The following is a 3,152-nucleotide window of genomic DNA, read 5'->3' as shown; positions in this document are numbered from 1 at the left end:
CGATGACGCTCGGCTCGGAGAAGGAGGGTACGCCGGGGGCCGGGACCCCGAGCACCGCTGCGACCGCTCTGGACCCGACGTCACGCAGGTCGGCCACCCGCTCGGCGAAGTAGCCGCCGAGGGCCTCGAACTGGGCGGCATACGTCTCCACCGCGTTGGCGATGGAGTGCGCCCGGCCGTGGCCGGCAGCGAGCTCCTTGGCCGCGGCCTTGACGAGTCCCTTGTCGCGGGCGATGAGGGCGGTCGCCTTGAGGATCTGCTGGGCCGTGTCGTCGACCCGAGTCGCCCGCTCCTCGAGCGAGACGGCGACCGACTCGAAGGCTGCCCGCACGTCGGCGAGTGCCGCCTCCTCGTCGTCGACCGCGCCCTCGCCGGCCGGCGGCCGGACCGGTGGCGCGACCTGCACCACCGGTCCGTATGCCGTGCCCGGGCTGACGCCGATGCCGTGCCTGGTCTCCGACTCGGCCATGGTCGTTACTCCGCGTCGAGGTCGCGCGAGAGGAGCGCGACCAGCGAGTCGAGCGTCTCGTCGGCGCCGGCGCCGTCGGCCGTCAGGACGACTTCCTCGCCGTACTTGGCCCCGAGGGCCATGACGCCGAGGATGCTCGTCGCGTCGACCGGGTCCTCACCGGGCTTGGCGATCTCGACGTCGAGACCGGACTCGGTCGCGGCCTCGACGAAGAGGGCGGCCGGGCGGGCGTGCAGGCCCACCGACGAGGCGATGGTGACGGTGCGGGTTGCCATGGACGTGCTCCTTCGTTGGATAACGGGTGGTCGTGCTGTCGAGAAGGATCAGACGGCGAGCGAGCTCACGCCCTGATCAGACGGTAGCGCTCGCGTCGACCTCTGCGAGGTGCGTGTCGCGTGACTTCAGGGCGACGACGATCAGCGTCATGACGATGACGCCGACGACGAGGGCCAGCAGGAAGAGGAGGAAGTTGCCGATGAGGGGCAGCACCCAGATCCCTCCGTGCGGGGCCCGGAGCGTCGCGCCGAACATCATCACGAGGCCACCGGTGACGGCCGAGCCGACGACGGAGGAGCTGATGGTGCGCACCGGGTCGGCCGCCGCGAAGGGGATCGCCCCCTCCGAGATGAACGAGGCGCCCAGCAGCCAGGCCGCCTTGCCGTTCTCGCGCTCGGGCTCGGAGAAGAGGTGCGGGCGGATCGTCGTGGCGAGCGCCATCGCGAGCGGCGCCACCATGCCGGCGGCCATGACCGCGGCCATGATCTTGAGCTGCGGGGCGTCGGCCACCGTTCCGGCCGTGGCCAACCCGGCGGTGGCGAAGAAGTAGGCCGCCTTGTTGACCGGGCCCCCGAGGTCGAAGCCCATCATCGCGCCGAGCAGGATGCCGAGCAGGACGGCGCTCGAACCGCTCATGTTGTTCAGGCCGGTGGTCAGCGCGTCGCTCAGGGCCTTGATCGGCTTGCCCAGGACGGCGATGAAGATGCCGGCGGTGATGAGGGTCGACAGCAGCGGGATGACGACGACCGGCATGACGCCGCGCACGCCCTTGGCCACCTTCCAGTGGGCGATCCACCGGGCGACGAAGCCGCCGAGGAAGCCCGTGGCGAGGCCGCCGAGGAARCCGGCGCCCATCGTCGCAGCGATCGACCCGCCGACGATGCCGGGGACGAGGCCCGGCCGGTCGGCGATGGCGAAGGCGATGAAGCCGGAGAGGATCGGCACGAGGAACCCGAAGGAGGCCCCGCCGATGACGAAGAGCAGCCCGGCCCACGAGGTCAGGCTGAAGGCGCTGAAGTTCTGGGCGATGTTGTACTGGTCGGGCGACGTCAGGTTGTACTTGACGATCTCGATCGGACCCTCGGCGCCGAGCGCGACCTGGGCGAGCATGAACGACAGGGCGATGAGGATGCCGCCGGCCGCGACGAACGGGATCATGTAGGACACACCGGTCATCAGCCACTGCCGGATCTTCGTGCCCGTGCTCGCGCCGCTCTCGACCTTCGAGGTGAGCCCGCCGGACCCCCCGGCTGCGGATGCCGCCGCCACGGCCGCCTCCGCCTTGCTCGGGTCGGCGTCCCAATCGGCGACGAGGTGCTCGGCCTGGGTGACGAGGGCCGGGCCGTCGGAGATGCCCTTCTTGACACCGACGTCGACGAGCGGCTTGCCGGCGAAGCGGCCGGCGTCCTTGACCGGCAGGTCGTGGGCGAAGATGACGGCGTCGGCGGCAGCGATGACGTCGGCGCCGAGCGGTGTGGACCCTGCCGACCCCTGCGTCTCCACCCTCATCGTGTGACCCGCGGCCTTCGCGGCGTTCTCGAGGCCCTCGGCCGCCATGTAGGTGTGGGCGATACCGGTGGGGCACGACGTGACACCGACGAGGTTGAGCACGCGCTTGGCTGCCGGTGCAGCGGCAGCGCCGGTCCGGTCGGCACCCGCGGTCGCCGTGGCGGCTGCGGAGGCCGGCTGGTCGAGGGCGACCTCGTTGCTGACGATCCGGACGACCTCGGCCTCGGTCGTCGCGGCGGCGAGCGCGGCCTTGAAGTCCTTCTTCATGAGGGCGCGGGCGAGCTTGGGCAGCATCTGCATGTGGGCGTCGCCACCACCCTCGGGGGCCGCGATGAGGAAGACCAGGGTGGCCGGCCCATCCTTGGCGCCCCAGTCGATCCCGTCGGCGGAGCGGCCGAAGACGAGCGACGGCTCGGTGATGGCCGTGCTGCGGGCGTGCGGGATGCCGATGCCGCCGGGGAGCCCGGTCGCCATGGTCTCCTCGCGCTTGCGCACGTCGTCGAGGAAGGTGTCGATGTCGGTGCACCGGCCCGAGGCGACGAGGCGCTCGCCGAGCCTCCGGGTCGCCTCGTGGCGATCGGCACCGGTGAGGTCGAGGACGACCTGCTCTTCGGTGATGAGGGACATGGGTTTTTCCTTTCCGAGGGACGATCAGGGGTTCGGCGTCTGTGGGCGCGTCACGAGAGGACGCGGTCGAAGTCGGGCTCGCGGGTCAGCTCGGCGCGTATGCCGTCGAGGTCGTCGGGTGCGGGCACGCGGCTTCCGGGGAGGGTGACCGCCGCGGCGCCCCACGTCACCCCCGTCAGGAGGGCGTCCGCGGGGGCGCACCCGGAGGACAGGCCGTGGAGCAGGCCGGCGAGCATGCAGTCGCCGGCGCCCACGGTGGACAGGGGTGCCG

General features: G+C 71.6%; 4 protein-coding genes. All 4 read right to left on the bottom strand.

Annotation, left to right across the window (positions count from 1 at the left end; genetic code table 11):
- Positions 1-469 (bottom strand): phosphoenolpyruvate-utilizing N-terminal domain-containing protein (locus AC1DP0_RS20125; protein ID WP_478088030.1); only part of this gene is annotated, 469 nt, incomplete at its 3' end.
- Between the two features lie 5 nt (positions 470-474).
- Entirely contained in the window at positions 475-744 is a 270-nt protein-coding gene (locus AC1DP0_RS20120) for an HPr family phosphocarrier protein (RefSeq protein ID WP_478088028.1), read from the bottom strand.
- Positions 745-820: 76 nt separating this feature from the next.
- On the bottom strand, positions 821-2,881 hold the full coding sequence (locus AC1DP0_RS20115; protein ID WP_478088026.1) for a PTS fructose transporter subunit IIABC: 2,061 nt from the start codon (positions 2,879-2,881) through the stop codon (positions 821-823).
- A gap of 50 nt (positions 2,882-2,931) precedes the next feature.
- The coding region (locus tag AC1DP0_RS20110) for a PfkB family carbohydrate kinase (protein ID WP_478088025.1) at positions 2,932-3,152 on the bottom strand (221 nt) is incomplete at its 5' end.

It is taken from the genome of Terrabacter sp. P5_B1 (assembly GCF_056400505.1).
The sequence above is the reverse complement of the archived record's forward strand: the minus strand, read 5'-3'. Positions and strand labels throughout refer to the sequence as shown.

Bases quoted from the DNA above. Each gene is read 5' to 3' on its own strand.
- AC1DP0_RS20120 (WP_478088028.1), bottom strand. From the start codon at position 744: ATGGCAACCCGCACCGTCACCATCGCCTCGTCGGTGGGCCTGCACGCC.